The organism is Mucilaginibacter sp. (assembly GCF_041660805.1).
Taxonomy (GTDB): domain Bacteria; phylum Bacteroidota; class Bacteroidia; order Sphingobacteriales; family Sphingobacteriaceae; genus Mucilaginibacter.
The window spans coordinates 358,690-381,328 of sequence record NZ_JBAZVP010000004.1 but is presented as its reverse complement, the minus strand read 5'-3'; the positions used below and the strand labels follow the sequence as shown (position 1 = coordinate 381,328).

Genomic DNA, 22,639 nt, shown 5'->3' with positions numbered 1-22,639 from the left:
TAATATCTTATAAAAACTTATCGTTTCTATTCTCATTCAATTTTCTATTTTTGAAGATAAAATAAATTTATCCCTTAAAAGATTTAAATGAATAACTGGTTTAAACGTAATGGCACGCACATAGCTGTTATTGCCCTTTTTGTAGCTATATGCTTTTTATACCTTACGCCTGCCTTCCAGGGTAAAACATTAGGTCAGAGTGATGTTATCGGCGCGCAATCCACCCAAAAGGAAATTATGGATTACCGTGCCAAGGATACCACCATATTATGGACCAACCAGATCTTTGGCGGTATGCCCGTATTTCAAATATGGGCGCCATACCCCGGTAATATTACCACGCATATCATATCAGCTGTAAAAGCAAGCTTCCCTAACCCGGTTGATACAGTATTGATCCTTTTAATAGGTACCTATTTTTTATTCAACGTATTAAAACTGAACCCCTGGCTTGCAGCAGCAGGCGCTATCGCGTTCACTTTTTCTACCTATAACATTATTTTGCTGGTGGCGGGGCACTCCAACCAGGCCTTTGCCATAGCCTTTTTCGCGCCGGTACTGGCAAGTATCATCTTAACGTTGAGAGGCAATTACTTCACAGGCGGGGCATTAACAGCTTTGTTCCTGGCAATGGAGATCAGGGCCAACCACGTGCAGATGACCTATTACCTGATGTTGGCTATATTTATTTTGATAGGTATTGAGCTGTATCATGCCATTAAAGCAAAAGCAACAGCAGGTTTTGTACGCTCATTAGCGTTTTTAGGTGCAGCTACCGTACTTGCCCTTGCAGTGAATGCTTCTATCCTTTGGAGTACTTATGATTATGGTACCGAAACTATTCGTGGTAAATCAAACCTAACCAAGAACACTAAAGAACCAAGCAATGGTTTAGATAGAGATTATGCTTACCAATACAGCCAGGGTATTGCCGAAAGTTTAACCTTTTTAGTGCCGAATGCCGCAGGTGGTGGTTCGGGCATGGATAACATTGATGCTAATTCAGAATTTGTAAAGGTATTCAGTTCTAAAGGTATCCCTGAAGATCAGATCGGTAATGCTGTTAGTCAAATTTCCCGTTTTCCCGGTTACTCTATGTATTGGGGGCCTAAAAGGCCATCCACTTTTGGTCCGCATTATTTTGGTGCTGCCATATGCTTCCTGTTTGTTTTAGGATTGTTGGTTGTTCGCAGCCGTTTAAAATGGTGGTTACTGGGAACTGTTGTATTAACCATGCTGTTATCATTTGGTGGTAACTGGCCATATGTGTCTGATATATTCTTTAATTACTTCCCGCTTTACAATAAGTTTCGCGCGGTTGAATCTGTACTTGCAGTAACTTGCCTTTGCTTCCCAATATTGGCATTGCTTGCTATTAAAGAATTCATTGATAACCCTGATAAAGCAAATTTATTCAAGAAATTAAAGATTGCCTTTTACATAACCGGTGGTTTAGCCCTTATATTGGCAGTAGTTCCAGAATTATTATTAAGCTTTAAACCATTTGACCAGGCCGAAGGTGTTAAAGCCCTTGCCCAGGCAATGAATAATGATACTGGCATTGCTAATGCTGCTGCCAATGCATTAGTTAGGGACAGAACTAATTTAGAGAAAGCAGACGCCTGGCGTGCATTAGCTTTTATCGTGATTTCATTCGGTTTATTATGGGCATTTGTTAAGCAAAAGGTTAACGTAACGCTTATGTCGGTAGGGTTTTTGGCCATTATTTTGGTTGATATGTGGCAGGTAGATAAACGTTACCTTAAGGACACAAGCTTCCAGGAAAAGCAGGATGCCGCACAGGCTGTTCAGCCGCGTGAGGTGGATACCTTTATTATGAAAGATACTGATCCAAACTTCCGCGTGTTTGATATGAGCGATTTATCGAGTATAAAAATGGATACTTACAATCCTTTCTTTCATAAATCAATTGGCGGTTATTCCGCAGCACGTTTAAAAAGATATGAGGAATTGTTAGATAACCAGTTCAGCAAAAGCGTTAACGAAGATGTGCTGGATATGCTGAACACCAAATACATTATCACTACCGATCCTAAAACCGGGCTGGCAAGCATGCATGCAAATTCAACTGCCTGCGGCCATGCATGGTTTGTAAAAAGTGTTAGGTATGTTGAAAATGCTGATGAAGAAATGCAGGCGATCAGCAGCTTTTCGCCAAAAGATGAGGCGATGGTTGATAAGCGCTACAAATCAGTTGTTGAAGCAAAACAGTTGGGTGCTGATCCTAATGCGACCATAAAACTGGTTAATTACAATCCGGATCATTTGGTTTATCAAAGCAGTTCGGCAAGTAACCAGGTGGCTGTATTCTCTGAAATATACTACAATAAAGGCTGGAAAATGCTGATAGATAATGTGGAGCAACCATATTTCCGCGCCGACTATCTGTTGCGTGCAGCAGCCATCCCGTTGGGAAACCACAAAATTGAGTTTATCTTCCATCCGGCATCATATTATACCGGCGAAGGCATTTCAATGGCAGGTTCGATATTGCTTGTACTTGCCTTAGGCGGTGCTGTATTTATGGAAACCAAAAAGAAGAAAGCTGCATAAGCACAATAGCTTTAAACTAATATTAAAAGAGCGATGGGTGTAAAACTCATCGCTCTTTTTGGTTATTTGATTTGTATGTCATTGCGAGCGATAGCGTGGCAATCTCGTCGCATGTTAAGCGGTTATGCAATGGCTACGGGATTGCCACGTCGTTTCACTCCTCGCAATGACACGGTGTGTAGTGTCAGTCGTTCGTTCTTCTATTCATCAACCAATACCAACCTAATTTAAAAGCGATAACCACATGATTAAGCACCGTAGGCAGCAAACCGTAATGCCTTTTCATAATATCAAAACGCTCCGCCAGGCTTTGGCGATGTTTGGCTTTTGACATGCCCCCAACAAGATATTTAGCCACATAGCCATCAACCTTAACAATCTTTTTAGCTTTTTTAGCCGCGCGGATTATCCAGTCAATATCGGCGCTTAGCTGGTATTTGGGGTCGTATGGTTCTATAAGCGACCGCTTGATATAAATAGCCTGATGACTAACACTCATGCCATAATTAAAGCTTCGCCAGGTAAAATTTTCTGGTGCTTTGTGCCTTCGCTGACCAAGACTTTGTTGCAGGTCATTAATCATTTCTGTTTCGCCGTAATAAATATCAGCGTCATCTGCAGATGCAAAGACTTTTTCAACGGTGTCGTCGGCGTAAAATTCATCGCCCGAGTTCATAAAGATGGCGTAATCGCTGGTTGCCAGTTTAAGGCCTTTGTTCATGGCATCATAAATGCCATTGTCTTTTTCGCTGATGAGTTTTGCAATACGGTTTTCGTGACGTTTTATAATATTCAGCGTACCATCTGTAGATGCGCCATCTACCACAATATATTCTATCTGCGGATAGGTTTGATTTAAAACCGATAGCAGGGTGCGTTCAATATCCCGTACGTTATTGTAAACTATGGTGATTACAGACAGGGTGGGTTTCATATGCTGCCTTTATTTAAGATTGAACGATACAGCCCTATATATTGCCCGGCGACTTTCTCATTGTTAAACTCCCGCAAAACCTTATCACGCGCAGCGGTAGAAAATTCATTCGCGTTAGCAGAATTTAAAAGCTGATGAATGCCCGCAGCCAGATCCGGAGCTGATTCAAATTCGGCCAGGTAACCGTTTTGCTGGTGATCTATCAGGTCGGGTATACCGCCGGTGTTAAACGCCACAGCGGGTGTTCCGCAGGCCATAGCCTCCATAATGGTATTGGGCAGGTTGTCTTCAACAGATGGGGAAACATAAACATTAGCTATGCTGTAGATCTCCGCCAAATCACCAGGTGAACTGATAATATTTAACTGATGCACAGGGAAGGGCAGGGTAGTGGTATCAAAATGCTTGTTCTTGCCAAATATCACCATCTCAACGGGGCTATTCTGCGGGTAGTTATTTTTTAAATGATGCAGGGCCTCTACCAAATAGGTAATGCCTTTGCGCCTGTCGTTGATATTGGCTGCCCCAAACAGAATGATTTTTGCTGATGGATCAATGTTCCACCTTGCTCTTGCAGCAGCTTTATTTTTAGGCGAAAAAATATCGGTATCTATAGGGTTGGGGATAGCTTGTATGCTTGCATTTTTTAAAAGTGAACTTTGCTTAGCCACCCTGCCCAGCCAATTGCTGCAGGTTACAAAACTGATGTTTTTTGCCGCGGTATACATATCGCTTTTACGCAACCATCCGCTGTACGAAATATCATCATCGTCAGGGCTGCGCAAAAAATAACAATTACCGCATTGGTTTATAAAATGCTTACAGGCACCCGCGTAATGACAGCCACCGGTAAAGGCCCACATATCATGCAAGGTCCAAACGATGGGTTTATTAAGGGCGAACAGCTTTTTAAGATCTTTGATAGAAAGAAAGCCGGAGTTAGTCCAGTGCAGGTGCAGGATATCCGCATCTTTAATTACCTGCTCTTCGCTGATATCCGTACCGGTATTAGCGGTTGAAAATGCGAACCTTACAGACTTATCACGTGCCTGGAAAGCGATAAAGGGCAACCGCTCGTAAAAAAAATTAAAGTTAGAGTGGGCTTTGTCGATAGCGCTTTTGTCTATAGAATAAACACGGGCCTCTGTACGCCTTTTATCCTGTACCACCATGCCAACATCCACCTGCTGTAATTGCAGTGCTTTTAACAGGCGCATACAGGCTTCTGCGGCACCTCCGCCGGCATCAGATGTGTTTATTAAAGCAACCTTCATTCAGAGCAGATCATTTATCATGGCAAGTATAATGATACTAAAATTAAAAATTTTACTTTTGAACACTTCATCCTTTATCAATATGAAGTTTAACAGCTAAAACCACGCAGCAAAGATGAATTTTTTCGCTTATTTATTCCAGGATTGGAGAGCCAACCGGGGCAATATAAAAGGGCGGATTGTGCTGTTTATGTTCAGGCTGGTAAATGCCATTAACCGGTACATGTTGTTAAAGATCCTGTTTTTTTGGTACCTGATGATCTATCGTTTTTTTGTGGAATGGGTTTTAGGTATTGAGTTGCCCCGTAAATTAACCGCAGGGAAAAACCTGATATTTTATCACGGACAAGGCCTGGTAGTAAATTATAAAGTGATACTTGGCGATAACTGTGTATTGCGCAATGGCGTTACCATCGGGCATAAAAAATTAGTGGATGGTAGTTTAAGCGCTCCGCCGCGAATAGGGAACAATGTTGATATTGGTGCAAATGCCTGTATAATTGGTGATATTACTATTGGCGATAATGTGATAATTGGCGCTGGTGCGGTAGTGATAAAAGATATTCCTGCAAACAGCATTGCGGTAGGTAACCCGGCAAGGCTTTTAGAAAATAAAGGTGAAACGGTAACCCGAATTGAAAATATTTAATGGAGAATAATTTAACCGACCGTTCCTTCTGGAAAGCATTTTGGGAATCAAGAAAAGGACTGATATTTAAAATTAAGCCTAATTATGTTTTTGGCGATATCCTGGCTGGCATCATCGCCGAAAAGGGAATTAAAACCGCTGTTGAACTGGGAGGATTTCCCGGGTATTATGCTATTTACCTGAAAAAATATCAGCACCTTAAAACTTCGCTGCTTGATTATTTTATACATCCGGGGCTGGTTAATGAACTGTTAGAAGTGAACGACCTGAAGCCCGGTGATATTGATATTATTGAAGCCGATCTGTTTACCTATGAACCTGTCGAAAAATTTGACATGGTGCTTTCCTTTGGATTGATAGAGCACTTTAACGATACCAAATTTATAATAAAGGAGCATCTTAAGTTTTTAAAGCCCGGCGGTACGCTGTTCATTACCCTGCCAAATTTTAAAAGTGTTAACGGCTGGGTGCAAAAGAATTTCGACAAGGAAAACTACGATAAGCACAACATTAGCAGCATGGACCTCGATCTGCTCAAAACAGCCTGCAAAGATTTGGGTTTAAAAGAAATTGAGGCTTATTACCATTTCAAATTCTCGGTTTGGCTTGAAAATAAATCAGAGCAATCGGGCATTGCCAAGGCCCTGGTAAAAGCTATTTGGGTAGCTGGTAAGATTGTAACCAAACTGGTGCCGGTTGAAAGCAAATTGCTGTCGCCGTATATTGTGGTGAAGGCAACGTTATAAAAGAATAATCGAACGCGTCATTGCGAGTTTTAAAATCCGAGGCCTCTGAAGGGAAATGACATTTGCTGGGTCATCCTGAGCTTGTCGAAGGACGTGCGCAAAGGCCCGCCCGCAATGCTTCGACAAGCTCAGCATGACCCAAACCCTCAAATTTGTATGATAGCAGTAGCGAAGAATATATCGGCTATGCATTGGCGGCCAGATGCTTCACTATGTTCAGCACGACAAAGTGACAAAACAAAAAATCCCCGCATTTTTCAATGCAGGGATTCAAATATTCAAACTCTTTATACTTATACCATATAATTCCAGCCGTGCACGTCTTCGCTGCGGCCGTATTTAATATCGTCAAGAGTTGTTAAAACTTTCTTAGAGAATTCTCTTGTTTGCGGGTCGCTTAAAAAGTATTCTTCGCCATTGTAACTTATAGATGCTACTGATGCAATGGTAGCAGCAGTACCGGCACCAAAAGCATCGGTTAGTTTACCACTTTTAGCGCCTTCAATCAATTCAGCTACTGATACCTTGCGCTCTTCAACAGTAATTCCCCAGTCTTTAGCTAAAGCAATAACTGTATCGCGGGTTACACCGTCAAGGATGGTATCTTTTGCTTCGGCGGTTATCAGTTTGCCATCTAAAAGGAACATCGCGTTAGCCGCGCCCATTTCTTCAATGTATTTATGCTCTTTAGCATCGGTCCAAATCAGTTGGTCAAAACCTTCTTCGGCAGCTTTACGGGCAGGCAGCATTGATGAACCGTAGTTACCGGCAGCCTTCGCGTAACCCATACCGCCTTCGGCAGCGCGGGTATAATAGGTTTCTATTTTAACCCTCAAAGGTTTTGAAAAATATGGGCCAACAGGGCCAATAAGTACCATATATTTATAAGTTGCCGATGGCGTTACGCCCAAAAATGGATCAGTAGCGAACATGAACGGGCGGATGTATAAAGCATGATTAGCTTTACCGGGGATCCAGTCGCGGTCAATATCAACCAGGGCGGCAATACTTTGTACAAATATTTCCTCGGGCAGTTGCGGCATGCAAAGCCTGTCTGCTGATTTGTTAAAACGAATCGCATTCTTATCCGGGCGGAAGATAGAAACCTTGCCATCAGCATGTTTGTATGCTTTTATACCCTCAAAAAACGACTGGCCATAATGCAGTGCAGAAATAGCCGGACTAAGCTCTATAGGCCCGTAGGGAAGGATCTCAAAGTTCTTCCATTCGCCATCAGAATAATCGGCCATAAACATATGGTCAGAAAAAACTTTACCGAAAGCCAGGTTACTAAAATCTGTTTCAGCTAAACGGGAAGTTGAAGTTTGTGTTATTTTTATGTCCAGTGTGTCGGTCATGTCAGTACGTATTTAAATCGGAAAATGGCAAGTTAAGAAATTTCGGGGATTTTCTTTGAAAGATATTTTTGTTCCGCTGTTCCGTTCCGCTAAAAACGGAACAGAAGCGGAACAAAAACGGAACAGTATTCCATTTTGCGGTATCTGATAAATGGCTCCGTCGAATTGTTGCGGTGACGAAACTGCAGGGGCTGAATGAAATTTTGTATTAGTAATGAATTTTAAGATTTGGAAGAGTATCTTACAGCACATTAACAAACAACAAATATGCCTGTTTACGAATTTAGCCCCGAAGGAAATGCTGACCTAAAAAAGACCTGGACACGTACCATGCTGGCATATTACGCGGTTATTATATTGGTTTTTGCATATAACCTCCTTTACAAAACCGGCACTGCATTAACCATGGGCATATTCGCAATTATTATTGCGGCATTAGCTGCAGGGTTTGTTTTTGGGCGTAAAAAGTATTATGCTATTATGGATAGTACGCAATTAATTACCACAGATAATGATATAACGCTGCGTGTTTTGAACAGGCCCGATGTAACGGTGGCTTTTAACGATATCAAAGAAATTAAACACCGTAAGGATGGAATTTATCTTGTGAGCAAAGCGGCATCTAAACCGTCATTGCTGATCATCAACAAATTCGAAAATTTTTACGAGATAGAAAAGTTGATAAACGATAAGATCGGGAAAAGCCAACAGCTAACTAGTTAGACCGTTAACGGGTTATAGTTCGCTCACCACTTTATCTACCCAGCCTTTACCCCAGTTCTCCAGTTCATCAACAGACCATAGTGATGGATAAAAGATTCGGCGCTGAAAACGTGGAGGCAGGTATTTTTGCCAGTTGGTGCCGCCGGTAGCTTTAATTTCTTCGGGTTCGCGCTGCAGGTAACGTACGGCAGATTTATAGTGCGATAGCGGCCAGTTTACGTTTACATTAACATCCAGCTGGCGTAACTCTTCTTCCAGTTCTTTTGTGCTTTCGCCTTTATATTTAAATTGCTGTAATAAACTATTGAAATTTGTAGTACTTACTGATTTACCCAGCTCAATAAACGTTTTGGCATATTTTTTCTCAAACTGTTTAAGCGTAAGTGTTTTTTTCCCGGTTGATAGCTCAGTTGCACCAAACTTCCAGTAAATGTGCTCAAACTGTTCTTCGATAACAGCATTTGCCATATTTTGGCGTTCATCTGCAACTACCAGGTTAATAAAGTCTGTAGCGTAGATCTCTATCATGCGGTATTGCCCGCTTTGGAAACCGCTTGCCGGCAGCAGCGACATCCTAAACTGCAGAAACTGCTCTTTCTCCATTCCATCTACCATTATTTCAAATGATTGGGTAAGCGCCTCAAAATAGCGGTTAATGCGTTTTATGCGGGCAGTGAAAAATGTAGTGGTCAGGATCTCTGCTTCGGTGATCTGTTTACATTCGTGCAAGGCAAGCTTAAAATACAGCTCTGTTATTTGATGATACATGATAAAGATCTCCTCATCAGGGAACGGCGTTTTAGGGCTTTGCAGACTTAGTAAGGTATCCAGGTGAATATAGTCCCAATAGGTTAAAAAATCGGCATGCAGCAAGCCATCAAGATAGGATATCATATCCTGCCCCATGGCATTATATTTTTCCTGCAATTGGTTAAGCCTTTTCTCTATTTCGGGAGTGATACTCATGAGGGCAAATATAGAAAGTATAGAGTTAAAAGTTAAAAGTTTAAAGTCCGGAGCAGGCATGCAACTTTGTACTTTACACTTTGAACTAAAAATCTATATTTGTGTTGTAAAACAAAGGCAATGGTGTTCTGCCTATTTGAACCGCTGCAAAGCTGATGACGCCTACCCAAATAAGTTGTTTATTTATTTGCATGTAGGTTATGTTTAAAAATATCTTTTCCAAACAATTATCCCTTCTGAAATATCTGATCCGCTGGACGCTGATCAGTATTCCCGTAGCTTTCGCTATTGGCAGCATGGTAGCCCTTTTTCTGTGGTTATTAAGCTGGGCAATCCATTTTAGGTTTCAGCATACCTGGCTGCTGTATTTGTTGCCGGTGGCGGGTATTGTAATTCATTTACTGTACAAATGGTACGGGCAATCTGCCGAGCTGGGCAATAACTTAATTATAGATGAGATCCATGAGCCGGGTGCAGGCGTTCCTAAACGGATGGCCCCGCTAATATTGGTTACCACAGTTATTACGCATTTATTTGGCGGCTCGGCTGGCCGGGAGGGTACTGCTGTACAAATAGGCGGCAGCCTGGCTAACCTGTTTGGCGGTTGGTTTAAGCTTAATGAAGCAGATAAGAAAGTGGTATTAACCGCGGGAGTAGCGGCTGGTTTCGGTGCTGTTTTTGGTACGCCCTTAACCGGGACCATCTTTGCGCTTGAAGTGATTGCTATTGGCCGGATCCAATATAATGCCCTGCTTCCCTGCTTAATTGCCGGTTTAGTTGGCGATGTTACCGTATCAGTATGGGGTATACAGCATACTCAATACCATATTGATCTGGTTAATACGGGGCAGGTTATTTATGGGCGCCATTTGCCGGTTGGCTTTTGGTTGCTTGCAAAGGTCATCATAGCATCTGCCATATTTGGTTTGGTAAGTTATGCCTTTGCCAAGGCTGTACATTTTGTAAAAAATTTCTCATTGAAATTGATAAAGGTTACCTGGCTTATCCCGCTTTGCGGTGGTATCATTATCATAGGCCTCACGTATGTTTTAGGCAAACCCGATTATTTAAGCCTGGGTGTTGATGCAGAGTATCCGGGTGCGGTAACTATTGTATCGGCCTTTCAACACGGCGGTGCCGATGTGCTAAGCTGGTTCTGGAAATTGATATATACAGCCATAACTTTAGGCACTGGCTTTAAAGGCGGCGAAGTAACGCCCCTGTTTTACATTGGGTCGACTTTAGGAAACACCCTGGCTGAACTTTTAAACGCGCCTGTTAGCCTGTTTGCTGCTTTAGGTTTTATAGCGGTTTTTGCAGGCGCTACTAATACGCCGCTGGCCTGCACTATTATGGGTATTGAGTTGTTTGGTGGCCAGTATGCTTTATTTTTTGCTGTTGCCTGCTTTACCGCCTATTTTTTTAGCGGCGAAGGCGGCATTTATAATGCGCAACGGGTAGCCTCGCCAAAAATTGCAGTAAATGAATCTGATAAAAAATATATGCGACGGATGTTTTCTAAATATAAGCTATAGTTTATAAAAACATATTCGGTTAGGTTTGTTATAACAGATATTAAACCAACTCCTTATATCATGAAGATCAGCAAGATACTTATAGGCATTGATGATAGTAAGTTTGCCGAATATGCAGCCTCATATGGTTTTGATATTGCTAAAAAATTTAATGCCCATGTTGGCCTGGTTCATATAGTTGAGCCCAGCGTAACGCCTGTAACCAGTACCGATAGCATAATGGGGATGCCGATGCAGGACCTGGGTGTTGATCAGTTAGAAATAATGGATATACAAAGCCATCAGGGAGAAACCATAATTGAGCGGACTATAAAAAAGTATGCCGGCGATCTGCAGGTAACCCATTTTAATGAGTTTGGTTCGACAGCTGATGGTATTTTAAACTGCAGTAAAGAATTTAAAGCAGACCTTATAGTGTTAGGTACCCATAGCCGCACGGGTATAGACCGCTTTTTAATGGGCAGCGTTGCAGAGGCCGTTGTAAGAAACTCTGAAGTGCCGGTACTTGTAGTACCGCTCAAGGAAATATCAAAGTAAGAATCCGTTTATTATGTGTCAAGATTCCTTCGCAATACGCGAACGGAAGCAATTGCCGTGTATTTTCACCCGGGTGAATAGACCACAACATCACAACTGTTCGGAAGATTAAAAAGAAGCGGTGGGTTGTGCGATTCCCCTCTTGAGAGGGGTGGAGGGGTGTGTCCTTTGCATGCGAATAACACACCCCTGCAGCCGCACTATCAACGCCCCCCTCTCAAGAGGGGAATTTGTTAGCAATACCAATCATCCAAACACCTGTGACCACTACACCGGTTCATCGCTAACCAGATCACCTTTCTTAATGGTTGAGTTACCTGTACGTTTTAATACGCCCCAGCCGCTTAACTCGCCTTTTAGTGCTTTACGGATAGATTTAAAGAGGATATAGTACATTAACTGGCGCCATATAAAGCGTTGCGGAATAATGTAAATAAGCTTTTTATAATTTTCCTTCTCCATTTTAAAGGCAATAATAGCCACCAAAAAATCTATCATTACAAATGCCACGTAGTATGACAGGATCTTCTCGGGCTTGTTTCCAAAAAGGCCAATGATCATCATTAAATCGGCCAGTGGGGAGAAAAGTGGCAGTATGATCTGGAAAATAAGAATGTTAGGCATGCCCACCATCCCAAAGAACTTATATTTTTTATTGAATAGCGCGTCGCGGTTTTTCCAAAAGCTTTGTATCACCCCAAAACTCCAGCGGAAACGTTGTTTAAGCAGCATGTTCAATGTTTCGGGCGCTTCGGTATAAGCTAAGGCTTCAGCACAATTACGTATGATGTAGCCTTGTTTTAGTATGCGCATGGTTAGGTCGCAATCTTCGGCAAGGGTATCATAGGTAAAACCACCGGCCTTAAATATGGCCGATTTACGGAATGCGCCAATAGCACCCGGTACAACTGTAATGCTGTTGATAAGGTCAAAAGCACGGCGGTCCATGTTTTGAGCGGTAATATATTCTATAGATTGCCAGCGGGTAATAATATTGGTTTCGTTCAAAACCTTAACCGTACCGGCAACAGCGCCAATCTCGTCATCAGTAAAGTACGACATCAGGTGGAAAACGGCATCGTTCTTTAACTGGGTATCGGCATCAATACAAACCACAAAATCATTATCAGCATGTGATATACCAAAGTTAAGCGCTGATGCCTTACCGCCGTTTGGCTTGGTTAATACCCTAACCAGCGGGTGGTTATGATACGCCTTGTAAACAACATCATAAGTGCTGTCCTTTGATCCGTCATCAACAAAAATGATCTCAAAATCGGGGTATTCTGTTTTTAAAAGACTGTCAATAGTTTTAATGGCCGTAACCTCTTCATTATAGGCCGGTACAATAATGCTTACCGAAGGCATTTGGGGAGGGTTATCCAGCTTTATCCTTTTATTATCGCCAAATTGTTTAATGGCTAAAACACCTATTAAAACAATGCGGCCAATTGCCAGGAATATAGCCGATAAGAAAAGGTAAAAAACAAATTTGTTCCCTAAAAAGAAACCTACAACTACTACATCATAAAACCTGCCCCAAAAGGTTTTGTCATCACTGGTTGGCATTGGCATCAGGTCATCTTTGCTTTTGCCCAAAATATCGGCAATGGTAGTAAACTGATACCCCTTGCTTTTAAAGAATTTGATAATACCCGGCAAGGCCTTTACGGTCTCCTCGCGGGTATCGCCACCGGCATCGTGCAGCAATATCATTGATCCGTTTTTATACTGCCTGATGGTCCGGGCGAGGATACTATCGGCAGATACGCCGGGTTGCCAATCCCAGGGGTCTATAGATTCGCCAATGGTAATATAACTTTGCTTGCGGCTTTCTGCCACAGGTATAACCTCCTGCAAGGTTTGCGGTTCAGCATCGGCATTAAATGGCGGGCGGAATAAGATGGTGCTGCGACCGGTGACTGATTCTATCAGTTTACGGGTAGCATTCAACTCCAGCTTAACGCGCTCCAGGCTAATAGTTGAAATATCCGGGTGCAAATAAGTATGGTTGCCAATTTCGTAGCCCTCATCATAAATACGGCGCAGGATAGGTATGTTTTTCTCCACCATTGATCCTACAACAAAAAACGAAGCCGGTACTTTTTCCTTTTTCAGGATATCCAGTATTCGCGGTGTGAAATCAGGATCGGGGCCATCATCAAAAGTTAAAACCACTTTGCCGGGCTTGTAGCCGTACCTTCGGATAACATACTTAGTTGGCAGCTTAATATATTTTTGATTGGTAATGGTATAGTTTACCGTATCCATTGCCACATCAATTTCTCCAATTTTTGGTTCGGTTATCAGGTCTAATACCTCACCACCTTCGCCGGCATAATCAATTTTGTTATTTAAGCCAACAGTGGTTAGCCTTTTAACATCAACACCTGTTTTTTTTAATGAGTCTATTGAAAGGTTTTTTTGAAAATAGGTCCACAAGCGTGGGTCTTCGGCACCTAAACGCCATAACGATACACCGCCGGTAGCCCAGTCATCCGCCATGCGGATAACGTTAAAATTTGTAGCAGCATCCGCAAAATAAACAATATGGTTAAAGCCATCATTACCCAAATAATTGTAATGCAAATTGGCAGACATGGGGTCGTAAACGATCTTGCTTTTCTTTTGTTGTGCGGTACTAATAGCTTGTGCATAGCCAATTGGTACACCTAAGCTATTCTCCGGCCAGTCAAAACCACCGGCTGCAAACGTTAAAATAATTTTTTCGCTTGGGATAACAGAGCATACTTCATCTAAAATTTCTTCCACCCAATGTTGGTTCGCCACATCGCCCGAGTTGCTTGAGTCGGTATGCTCATCAATGGCCATTACAAACAAAAAGTCGTTTACGTGTTGTAAACGTTTAAGGTCATAGTCTTCGTCCCTTGGTATAACGTTTTGGGTTACCAGTAAGCCCCGGGCATGAAAGTTGGCGTAAAGCTCGTTCTGGAACGCAATGTAATCTTTGCTGTTACGGTTCTTAATATCTTCCAGATCAACGTTAATACCATTGAATTTATAGTGCTCAAGTTTATCGGCAATGCTGTTTATAAAATTTGTACGCAGCTTTTTACTTTTAAAAATGCGTTCAACATCCTTTGAGTCATATCCGCCCCTTACATTATCATAGTTAACGTAGTTGGATAAGGTTACCAATACCTGCTTTTTATACTTTTTATTAAGGTTGATAAGGCCGGTATCAATTGATACTTTAATGGTATCGGCATTTGGCGAAAAGGCAAAGCCCTCGGTTACCACCATATCTAAATGGGGCATGTAGGCTAACAGTGAATTATATGCCTGTGCTTCCCAGGCTTTGTAAAAAGCGGCGTTTATACGGTTGGCATTGTTAGGGTGTTTACTTTGATGTAAATGGCGCGCCCTTGCAAGCTGCTCTATTTCAGCCTTTTCAATTTTAAAATCTTTATATTTTTTTGACTTTTTTAAGGCATCCAAATCCTCTTTTGAGATCTTTTTTGGGACAGGATCGAGATTGGGTAAAACAGGATATTCCCTTGAAGTAACAGTAATAGCGGCCGCAACGGCACCTACTACAAATATGATCAGTATTATTCGGCTAAGCCATTTAAAGCGGTTCCACCTGCCGGGGTTATCAGCTTGAAAGACCTGTTTTGACATGATGGGGGCGATTAACTATTCAATGATAAGGTGACGATAATTATAATTATTGGTTTTGCTTACCGGTTTCAATGCCCGAAAAATCAACCCCGCATTTACAATTACTGCCGCAGCCTTTTTTAGCAAATATGCTTTTGTACATAATTCGGCCTACGTAAAAAACCGCTGCAATAAATATTAAAATTATAATAATTGCTTGTATGTTCATGCTGCAAAATTAAACTTTATTATTAATACGTACATATAATTAAAATAGTATGTGTAAAATGGCATGTGGCTTATTTGTGCATAAAGGCCACTGTGCCACCAACCCAGTCAAAGTCCTTATTATATCTAACACCTATCATTTTACCGCGGCTTAGCCGTGCCAGGTTAACTGCAAGGGTTGGTTTGGCATCATCATCCGGCCACAGGTATAGTAAGCGGATCTCTACTTTTACCCCGCCATCAGGCGATTCTACTACAGGTTCATAAGTTACTTTTTCCTGAAGGATCCAGTTCTCCGGGTCTTTAATTTTTTCAATGTCACCATCCATAATATCAATGATAACGCCTTGCCCGGCAAAAGAAAACAAAGGTTTTAAAACATGGTTCTGCAAATCCTGAGGTACCTCCTTTAGCTCATGCAGGAATTGTGTTTTTGGGATATGATCGCCTTCCAAAAGGGGTATAGTGTATTTACTGATGCGGTAAAACCAGTTGGGATGGGTTACCCATTCCACATCAAGCGGCTGGCGGATATCCACCACTTTATTGAATATTTCCGGGTCGTTTTCTATTTCATCAAATATCAGGCGGTTATATATGCGGCGGATGCGTTTTTTTTCGCCCCCATGCATATAAAAGAGCTGATCGCCTTCTTGTATCAGGTCGGCAAGGGATACTACGGGTGTGCCTAAATAGCTTTCGGTGATATGAAAATCTACCGCGGTTTTTTGATTAGGGGCATCAACATCCATTATCACCACCTCATGCGGCTGGTAAGGGCCGAGGACGGTTTTTTTAAACAGGTCTAAATAGCCGCTTTTGTTTAAATCATTAAAATAAATGGTTTGGTTACCGTGGATATTAAAAGTATGCCTGTAATTTTCGGCCAGGTGCACCTGAAAACCATATAATGATGGGAAGCCCTGCATCTCTATCAGCTTTGGTACAATGTTGCCTTCACCGTCTTTACAAACACCAAAATCAAGCGCTATAAAGTGGGGGTGACCATTCTCATTAGCCACCTGCCATTTACCGGGAATGGCCCGTTTGCTCAGTTCTTTAAAATTTGGTTTCAGGAGTGTGGCAATTATTTCGTTACCCGCTCGTACCAGTTTATCCCTAAAATCGTCCGTTAAAAACACCGGTGTTTCCGCAATACGGAATTCAATAGGGTTTTTAAGACCTGCGTTCAGGTCCACCAAAAAATCAGCATACTTTTCTTCTGTGAAATTTTCGTTGTAGGTTTTTCTGGCTGATGGGTTCATGGGTTAAATTCCTTAAAATTGTCATCCTGAGCAATAATGGCGGATCTGTTCACCACTTAATGCACCACCTCGATTTTTTCAGGCGGCCATTCCATTATCTCACTATTTAAGAAAGTCCAATTTGGGTTTTCTTGTTCTATTAAATTTAACTTTTTTGCTCTTTCCCAACCTTTTATTTCTTTTTCCCGCTCAATTGCGTGATTTATATACTGCCAATCCGGAGGAACGAAGGATCTACCTGCCGATAGTTCCTTCGCTATCGCTCAGCATAACAGAGTACTTCAATATTGCTTCATCCAAAAAATTAGGGATAATAGTGTTTTGTGTATGCGCTATCTTATTCGGTTCTTCCAGTCGCTCTATCATTTCTCTGTATTTGCCCTCACCGTGTTCGTTTATTACTTCGTCTTTTTTATCTCCCCGTTGTAGCAGCAGCTTCATGCCAATAGCATCTGCTTCGGGATGAAACTGGGTGGCTATAAAATATTCATTAAAGCGAATGGCCATTAAAGCGCGCGGCAGATCAACATACGGTCGTTCTTTTTCTAATGCCAGTATTTCCATACCCAGTTCTTTAAAACGATCCATATTTGGATTGATAACCTGCCAGCTGCGCGAGTCTACTGTGTAAAATGGCTCTGCTAATCCTTCAAAAGCTGGCTCCCGCGTGCCTGCTTCGGTCATATGAACGGGTAGTATCCCAAATGATGCTGAGCGCCTCAGATTAATATCGCCCAGGCCATACCTGCGGCACATGAGCTGAAAAGAATGACAAACAAAAAGTACATGTTTTTTCTGCGGATCATCGCTTTGGTTATGCGCTTCCAGTTTATCAATCAGCTGAAAGTATTTTTTCTCCCATTCAGTTCCCTCGCTATCCAGCGGACTGCCCGGGCCGCCGCTTGATATGTAGGCATCAAAGTTTAAACCCGGTACCTGCGCTTTGCGGCGTACATCAAAAATTTCGTATTTTAAATTAAGGCCGTGCTTAACCTTATAGCGCTCCAATATATCACGGAAACCACGCATTCCCTCATTCGCAATGCCATCATACAAGTCCAGTATGGCAACCCTTATTTCCGTTTTATCTGTATTCATTTCTAATAATTATTGTTTAGCCTCACCTAAATCCTCTCCAAAGGAGAGGACCTCCTTTTTTGAACCCTCTCCTTTGGAGAGGGCAGGGTGAGGCCCCTATATCCCCTTCAATGTTTGTGATGTAATGTAATCTACCACGTCTTCAAAGTTATTGTTTTGGTTGTAAACGGCCAACTGCCTGTCGGCGCCGGTACCATTTTCCAGTATTTTATGCACATATTGCAAGTCATCGCGGCAGCCAAGATCATCTACAACATCGTCAATAAAATCAAGCAGCTCCAGGATCAGTGCCCGGGTATTTACCTCAAGTTCCTTACCAAAATCTATCATTTTACCATCAATACCATAACGGGCGGCGCGCCATTTATTTTCGTTGATGAGTGCCCGGTTATAAGTAATGAATTTCATGTTTTGCAAACGCAGCTTATATAGCTTGGCACAAATACACTGAAACAAGGCTACAAAGGTCATGGTCTCATCTATCAGCATAGGGCAATCGCATACGCGGAACTCGATGGTCTCAAAGAAAGGGTGCACACGCAAATCCCACCAGATCTTTTTGGCGTTGTCAATACAGTTGGTTTTTACCAGTAGTTTAACGTAGTTGTCATAATCTTCAATGCTGGCAAAATAATCAGGGATGCCCGTACGCGGGAACTTGTCAAACACCTTGGTGCGGAAAGATTTATAACCCGTGTTACGCCCTTCCCAAAACGGCGAATTTGTTGATAACGCATACACATGCGGCAAAAAATACCTTGCCTGGTTGGCAATATGGATAGCCATATCCCGCGATTGGATACCCACATGCACATGTAAACCAAAAATAAGGTTTGAACGGGCGGCCTCCTGCAATTCATCTACTATCTCGAAATACCTCGGGTGGTCTGTTATTAGCTGGTGTTGCCAGTGAGAGAACGGGTGTGTACCCGCCGCGCCAATGCGCAGCCCAATATCTCCGGCCAGATGTGCTACCGTTGTGCGCAGCTTGCCAACCTCTTTACGGGCTTCCTCGGTATTGCGGCAAATGTGGGTGCCCACCTCCACAACTGCCTGGTGCATTTCGGCCTTTACCTGGTCCTCGTGGATCTTTTGAGCGCTATCAACAATTTTTTGCTCGTGCGATTTCAGTTCCCTGGTAACAGGGTCAATCACCATAAATTCTTCTTCAACACCTAAGGTGAACTCGTTCATAATTGGTTAGGGGTTTTGTTTAATTGAACCTAAAATTGGTTGTAAATCTTTTATTTCTTCAGGCCATTCTTCTTCCCATGGATAAATTCCTTTAACTGTTGGATAAATGCATTGTATTAAAGGAAAATCGCCCTGGTAATAATTTTGTGCCTGACAAACGTAATTGTCGTAGTTTGATTTATCTACTTCGATAATATAACAATCAAAATCATCTAAAATACTTGCTTCAAAATTAAGTGGACTATATACTTTTCCTTCTTTAATTTCATAAGCCATATTGTTTATCAACGTATGTGCTAAATCTTGTTTAAGGCCTATCATAATTATTTCGGGATGGCCGTAGCTTTTAAATAATCCAATGGAATAAGTAAAGCCAGGGCCGGTTTCGTCTTCTAACACATGCAGTACTTGTAAACCGTATTGTTTTATATCATCCTCTAATTTTTTTTCCCGTTCGGCCTTGTTCATTTGTGCCCTCGTATTAAATTAAAATTCATTTTGGCGTTGCCTTCGGCCGGGCTTTCCGCTCATACTGCACAAGCCTTAGCCACAAGGCCGGTATCCGCTGCAATCCCTAACGCAGGTATTGACCCATCAATATACTGTAATCTACTTCTTGGCTGCCTTTTTTGATTCAGTAGTTTTTGCTTTTTTAGGCCTTAGTTTAACTTCTTCTTCTATAGTATGGTCCATCGGACTTACCGAAACCTTTGCTTTCTTTTGGGCTTTTGCAGCAGTTAATGGCGACCCTGCTACACCTGTTCTTACATACTGGCCCCAGGTTAAATTATCCCGATTGTCTTTTTGGGCTTTAGCGCGTTCAATGGCATAAGTGGCAGCGGTTTCAACCACCCATTCAAAATTGTCCTGGCCAACGCTGGTTACTTCAGCATCAGGGGCGGGGTTGCAAAAATCTATAGCGTAAGGGATCCCATCGCGCACAGCAAATTCCACGGTGTTAAAATCATAACCTAAATATTGGTTCAGCTGCAATACGTATTTGGTAATGGTATCCAGCATTTTTTTAGATGCCGGTGCTTTGCCATGCTCGTAACGCAGATGGTGCGGATTTCTTGGTTCATACTGCATAATGCGTACATGCTTACCGCCAATACAATAGCAACGGAAATAATCGTCAAAGATGATCTCTTCCTGCAGCAGCATTACCAACTGATTAGTTTGAGCGAACTTGTCCCAAAGGTCTTCTCTGTCGCTGATCCTGTAAACATCGCGCCAACCGCCACCGTCAAACGGTTTCATGTATGCGGGGAAGCCTACGTAATCAAATATCGCATCCCAATTTAGCGGGAAGGCCAGGTTGCGGAAAGATCTGTCGGTTGTGCCGTTCGGGTGATCTTTTGATGGCAGCAACGCTGTTTTTGGTACCGGAACGCCCAGTTTTACCGCTAAAGCGTTATTGAAAAATTTCTCGTCGGCGCTCCACCAAAAGGGGTTATTAATAACAGCGGTACCGGTAATAGCCGCGTTTTTTAAGGATGCCCGGTAAAAGGGTACATCCTGCGAGATCCGGTCAACAATTACGGAGTAGCCCAGCGGCTCGCCCTGCATTATCTTATCAATACGTACAAATTCGGCGCAAATATTTTTTTCAGCCTTTTCATTTATACGGTCAACAAATGCTTGCGGAAACGAGTTTTCCTGCCCGAATAAGATGCCTATTTTTTTCATGGTATATGTTTAGTTTGCAGTTGCCCGGTTTGCAGTTTGCGCCGGTGGTGCGTTTATATTGTGTTTCTAAAATCGCTAATTCATTAATTCAATAAATCACTAATTATTTTATCGTGCTCAGATAATGGGGGAACATTTTCTTCCAGATAGGCCAGTCGTGACTGGCGAACGGGCGGATGTCCAGCCAATGGTTAATGTGTTTTTCGCTCAGAATGTTTGCCATCCGGATATTATAGTCCTTACACATGTCATGTTCTGATGTTCCCAGGATAATATTCATCTGCCATAGTTCGGGCTTATTGCTGCCGGGCAAAAAATCTACCGGGTTGTTGTAAAAAACGTTATCGTCATAATAACCATCCGTAAACATTTTAATATCAAACGCGCCGCCCATAGTAAACAGATGGGCCACCATTTCCGGGTGTTTAAACGCGAAGTTTGCCGCATGGTAACCGCCAAAGCTGCAACCGGCAACCGCTACTTTGCTAACACCGGTTTCGTGCATAGCCCAGGGGGCAAGTTCTTCAACCAGCATTTTATCATACCAGGCGTAGTTGCGGGCACGGTCGGCAGGGTGGATGCCTTTGTCATACCAGCTGCGGTCATCAATAGTATCGGGGCAGTATATCTTTACCAGTCCTTCGTCAACAAACCATTTTACGCTATCAATCAGTCCAAAATCTTTATTCTGATGAAAGCGGCCTTTAGTGGTAGGGAAAAGTATCACCGGGAACCCCCTGTCGCCAAAAACCAGCATTTCAAGATCAAGATTTATGTTTGGTGAGTGCCAGCGGTGATATTGTTCAGTCAAAACGTTGTGTTTAAGATTGTAAGATAGCAGGATTGCACGTAAATGTCAACAGCGTGCCAAATAATTATGTTTTAGGTATTTATTAAAACTATAACGGTATTTTTGCCCCCTTTATTAATAGGGCCTCACCCTGCCCTCTCCAACGGAGAGGGTTCTAAAAGAGGTTTTTAAATCCTCTCCATTGGAGAGGATTTAGGTGAGGCTTTTTTTACCCTTTATTAATTTTATATTGCCATGTACTACAGTACAGATACTGAAATGAAGATTGCTGAACAGGAACTTACCATAGCATCAAAAATACTTGAACGTGAAGTTACCTGCACTTTGCTAATGCCCGAAGAAGGCACTGTAGCAGAGCCCTTAAACTTACTACTGCTAAACGACGGACAGGAACTACAAAACCTGAAACTGATAGAAACCCTTGAGGATTTATACGAAAGAAATTGCTTAAAACCCATATTGGTTGTTGCCATACATGCCGGTGAAGACCGCATACAGGAATATGGTGTTGCCGGTAAGCCCGATTTTAAAAAGCGCGGCGCCAAAGCCCATCTTTATACCCAATTTATAATAACAGAGCTATTGCCGTTTATTAAAGAGCATACGGGGATAGAAGATTTTGCAAGCACCGCTTTCGCCGGATTTTCGCTGGGTGGACTAACAGCTATGGATATTGCATGGAACAACCCCGAGTTGTTTGATAAAGTGGGTGCGTTCTCGGCCTCTTTTTGGTGGAGAGGTAAAGACCTTACTAAAGGTTATACCAATGACGACCGCATTATGCACAGCGTTATTAAGAATACCGAAGGTAAACCCGATTTGAAATTCTGGCTGCAAACCGGCACCAAAGACGAAACTGCCGACCGCAACAAGAACGGCATTATTGATTCTATTGACGATACTATTGACGTTATAAAAGAACTGCTTGCCAAAGGCTACGAGCGCCCCGCGGACATCCAATACCTGGAAGTTTTAGGCGGAACGCATGATACCGAAACGTGGGGCAAGGTAATGCCTAAGTTTTTAAGTTGGGCGTTTGGTAAATGAACCGGGATTGAGCGGATTTTTGAGATTAAGGGATTTTGATTGCATGGCTATATAAAAAAAACATGTCATTTTGAGGAGAGTGTAGCAACGTGGCGATCTCGTCGCATGTAAGTAGCGCACTCTCTACCCCACGCGTCATTGCGAGGTACGAAGCAATCTCCGATAGAAAAGTAACAAACCATGTCATTGCGAGCGATAGCGGGGCAATCTCGTCGCATGCAGATAACCACTAAGCCTCCCCACGCGTCATTGCGAGGTACGAAGCAATCTCCCGATAGGTTGGTGTTGTGTTTTAATGAACGTTAGCCCGCTCATAGCCGCGGATGCCTATTACTTTTTCCTTGATGAAAAAGTAACAAAAACTAAGCGTAGCGACCTCATGAACGCCAC

At 42.4% G+C, this 22,639-nt stretch carries 19 protein-coding genes and 1 riboswitch; of the genes, 7 read left to right on the top strand and 12 right to left on the bottom strand.

The genetic code is table 11. The annotated features are described in order from the left end of the window. Window positions 1-87: 87 nt before the first annotated feature. Complete coding sequence (locus WC743_RS08760; protein ID WP_373011544.1) at window positions 88-2,574, top strand: YfhO family protein; 2,487 nt, start codon at window positions 88-90, stop codon at window positions 2,572-2,574. A gap of 184 nt (window positions 2,575-2,758) precedes the next feature. Here the strand turns inward: WC743_RS08760 and WC743_RS08755 are convergent, their stop codons facing one another. Both WC743_RS08755 and WC743_RS08750 read right to left on the bottom strand, forming a co-directional pair. After that, the gene (locus WC743_RS08755; protein ID WP_373011542.1) at window positions 2,759-3,508 is read right to left on the bottom strand and encodes a glycosyltransferase family 2 protein; all 750 of its coding nucleotides are present in this window, start codon (window positions 3,506-3,508) and stop codon (window positions 2,759-2,761) included. Continuing rightward, complete coding sequence (locus tag WC743_RS08750) at window positions 3,505-4,782, bottom strand: glycosyltransferase family 4 protein (protein ID WP_373011541.1); 1,278 nt, start codon at window positions 4,780-4,782, stop codon at window positions 3,505-3,507. Before WC743_RS08750 ends, WC743_RS08755 begins: the two co-directional genes overlap by 4 nt. 115 nt (window positions 4,783-4,897) lie before the next feature. On the opposite strand from WC743_RS08750, the gene WC743_RS08745 reads away from it, so the two are divergent. Together WC743_RS08745 and WC743_RS08740 are read left to right on the top strand one after the other, a co-directional pair. Then, entirely contained in the window at window positions 4,898-5,431 is a 534-nt protein-coding gene (locus WC743_RS08745; protein ID WP_373011540.1) for a serine acetyltransferase, read from the top strand. Continuing rightward, on the top strand, window positions 5,431-6,177 hold the full coding sequence (locus tag WC743_RS08740) for a class I SAM-dependent methyltransferase (RefSeq protein WP_373011538.1): 747 nt from the start codon (window positions 5,431-5,433) through the stop codon (window positions 6,175-6,177). Before WC743_RS08745 ends, WC743_RS08740 begins: the two co-directional genes overlap by 1 nt. A 293-nt stretch (window positions 6,178-6,470) precedes the next feature. Here the strand turns inward: WC743_RS08740 and WC743_RS08735 are convergent, their stop codons facing one another. Beyond that, window positions 6,471-7,535 carry a branched-chain amino acid aminotransferase gene (locus WC743_RS08735; protein WP_373011537.1) on the bottom strand — a complete coding sequence of 355 codons (1,065 nt, stop codon included), beginning with the start codon at window positions 7,533-7,535 and terminating at the stop codon, window positions 6,471-6,473. A gap of 267 nt (window positions 7,536-7,802) precedes the next feature. On the opposite strand from WC743_RS08735, the gene WC743_RS08730 reads away from it, so the two are divergent. Then, window positions 7,803-8,258: a hypothetical protein gene (locus tag WC743_RS08730; protein ID WP_373011536.1), complete on the top strand. Its 456-nt coding sequence runs from the start codon at window positions 7,803-7,805 to the stop codon at window positions 8,256-8,258. Between the two features lie 12 nt (window positions 8,259-8,270). On the opposite strand, the gene WC743_RS08725 is transcribed toward WC743_RS08730, so the two are convergent. Further along, window positions 8,271-9,224: a tryptophan 2,3-dioxygenase family protein gene (locus tag WC743_RS08725; RefSeq protein ID WP_373011535.1), complete on the bottom strand. Its 954-nt coding sequence runs from the start codon at window positions 9,222-9,224 to the stop codon at window positions 8,271-8,273. 107 nt (window positions 9,225-9,331) lie between these two features. Further along, window positions 9,332-9,396, top strand: a riboswitch (Fluoride riboswitch). Window positions 9,397-9,424: 28 nt separating this feature from the next. On the opposite strand from WC743_RS08725, the gene WC743_RS08720 reads away from it, so the two are divergent. Together WC743_RS08720 and WC743_RS08715 are read left to right on the top strand one after the other, a co-directional pair. Next, window positions 9,425-10,759 (top strand): voltage-gated chloride channel family protein, encoded by a 1,335-nt coding sequence (locus tag WC743_RS08720; protein WP_373011534.1) that lies wholly within the window; start codon window positions 9,425-9,427, stop codon window positions 10,757-10,759. 60 nt (window positions 10,760-10,819) lie between these two features. Then, on the top strand, window positions 10,820-11,296 hold the full coding sequence (locus WC743_RS08715; RefSeq protein ID WP_373011533.1) for a universal stress protein: 477 nt from the start codon (window positions 10,820-10,822) through the stop codon (window positions 11,294-11,296). A 267-nt stretch (window positions 11,297-11,563) separates the two neighbouring features. On the opposite strand, the gene WC743_RS08710 is transcribed toward WC743_RS08715, so the two are convergent. The 8 genes from WC743_RS08710 to WC743_RS08675 form a co-directional block, all read right to left on the bottom strand. Then, entirely contained in the window at window positions 11,564-14,938 is a 3,375-nt protein-coding gene (locus WC743_RS08710; protein WP_373011532.1) for a glycosyltransferase, read from the bottom strand. Between the two features lie 46 nt (window positions 14,939-14,984). Then, a complete protein-coding gene (locus WC743_RS08705) occupies window positions 14,985-15,146 on the bottom strand; it encodes a FeoB-associated Cys-rich membrane protein (protein ID WP_373011531.1) in 162 nt (53 codons plus the stop codon). 70 nt (window positions 15,147-15,216) lie between these two features. Continuing rightward, window positions 15,217-16,410: a hypothetical protein gene (locus tag WC743_RS08700; protein WP_373011530.1), complete on the bottom strand. Its 1,194-nt coding sequence runs from the start codon at window positions 16,408-16,410 to the stop codon at window positions 15,217-15,219. 234 nt (window positions 16,411-16,644) lie between these two features. Further along, on the bottom strand, window positions 16,645-17,508 hold the full coding sequence (locus WC743_RS08695) for a type 1 glutamine amidotransferase (protein ID WP_373011529.1): 864 nt from the start codon (window positions 17,506-17,508) through the stop codon (window positions 16,645-16,647). A gap of 96 nt (window positions 17,509-17,604) precedes the next feature. Further along, window positions 17,605-18,702 carry a carboxylate-amine ligase gene (locus tag WC743_RS08690; protein WP_373011528.1) on the bottom strand — a complete coding sequence of 366 codons (1,098 nt, stop codon included), beginning with the start codon at window positions 18,700-18,702 and terminating at the stop codon, window positions 17,605-17,607. 6 nt (window positions 18,703-18,708) lie between these two features. Beyond that, the gene (locus WC743_RS08685) at window positions 18,709-19,170 is read right to left on the bottom strand and encodes a DUF4262 domain-containing protein (RefSeq protein ID WP_373011527.1); all 462 of its coding nucleotides are present in this window, start codon (window positions 19,168-19,170) and stop codon (window positions 18,709-18,711) included. A gap of 141 nt (window positions 19,171-19,311) precedes the next feature. After that, complete coding sequence (locus tag WC743_RS08680) at window positions 19,312-20,391, bottom strand: RimK family alpha-L-glutamate ligase (RefSeq protein ID WP_373011526.1); 1,080 nt, start codon at window positions 20,389-20,391, stop codon at window positions 19,312-19,314. A 103-nt stretch (window positions 20,392-20,494) separates the two neighbouring features. Further along, window positions 20,495-21,202: an esterase family protein gene (locus tag WC743_RS08675; protein ID WP_373011525.1), complete on the bottom strand. Its 708-nt coding sequence runs from the start codon at window positions 21,200-21,202 to the stop codon at window positions 20,495-20,497. Window positions 21,203-21,436: 234 nt separating this feature from the next. Here WC743_RS08675 and WC743_RS08670 point away from each other — a divergent pair, with 234 nt between their 5' ends. Further along, entirely contained in the window at window positions 21,437-22,249 is an 813-nt protein-coding gene (locus WC743_RS08670) for an alpha/beta hydrolase (RefSeq protein ID WP_373011524.1), read from the top strand. Window positions 22,250-22,639 lie beyond the last annotated feature (390 nt).